At 64.9% G+C, this 974-nt stretch carries 1 protein-coding gene; it reads left to right on the top strand.

Translation table 11 applies throughout. The features are described from left to right. Positions 1 to 45: 45 nt before the first annotated feature. A partial coding sequence (locus NP777_RS46920) for an acyltransferase domain-containing protein (RefSeq protein WP_256656328.1) occupies positions 46 to 974 on the top strand: 929 nt, incomplete at its 3' end.

Here is a 974-nt window from a genome sequence, read left to right as displayed (position 1 = left end):
AAGACGGTCTTCGTCTTCCCCGGTCAAGGCGCGCAATGGACGGGCATGGGAGCCCAACTCCTGGGCACCTCACCCGTCTTCGCCCAACACCTCCACCAATGCGCCGAAGCCCTCGCCCCCTACACCGACTGGAACCTCATCGACGTCATCACCGGCGCACCCGACGCACCCTCACTCGACCGCGTCGACGTCCTCCAACCCACCACCTTCGCCATCATGGTCTCCCTCGCCGCACTCTGGCAGGCCAACGGCATCCACCCCGACGCCGTCATCGGCCACTCCCAAGGCGAAATCGCCGCCGCCCACATCGCCGGACACCTCACCCTCCCCACCGCCGCCAAAATCGTCACCCTCCGCAGCCAAACCATCGCCCACCACCTCACCGGACACGGCGCCATGATGTCCATCCTCACCACCCCGGAATGGATCCAAGAAGCCCTCACCCCCTGGGACGGACACCTCTGGATCGCCGCCATCAACGGCCCCACCTCCGTCTCCATATCCGGAGACCCCCAAGCACTCACCGAATTCGGCAAAACCCTCTCCAAAGCCAAGATCTACCGCTGGCAACTCCCCGGCGTCGACTTCGCCGGACACTCCGCACACGTCGACACCATCAAAAACCAACTCCACCAACTACTCCACGACATCACCACCTCCCCCGGCCACATCCCCTGGATGTCCACCGTCAACGCCGAATGGACCGACCCCACCCACATCACCACCGACTACTGGTACCGCAACCTCCGCGACACCGTCCGCTTCCACCAAGCCACCCAAACCCTCCTCGACCACGGCTACCGAACCTTCATCGAAATCAGCACCCACCCCGTCCTCACCACCGCCATCCAAGACACCACCGAAACCCACCCCACCACACACACCACCATCACCGGCACCCTCCGACGCGACGACGGCGGCCCCCACCGCTTCCTCACCAGCCTCGCCCAACTCTCCACCACCGGAGCACCGGT

Source organism: Streptomyces rugosispiralis, from assembly GCF_024505145.1.
Taxonomy (GTDB): Bacteria; Actinomycetota; Actinomycetes; order Streptomycetales; family Streptomycetaceae; genus Streptomyces; species Streptomyces rugosispiralis.
The sequence above is the reverse complement of the archived record's forward strand: the minus strand, read 5'-3'. Positions and strand labels throughout refer to the sequence as shown.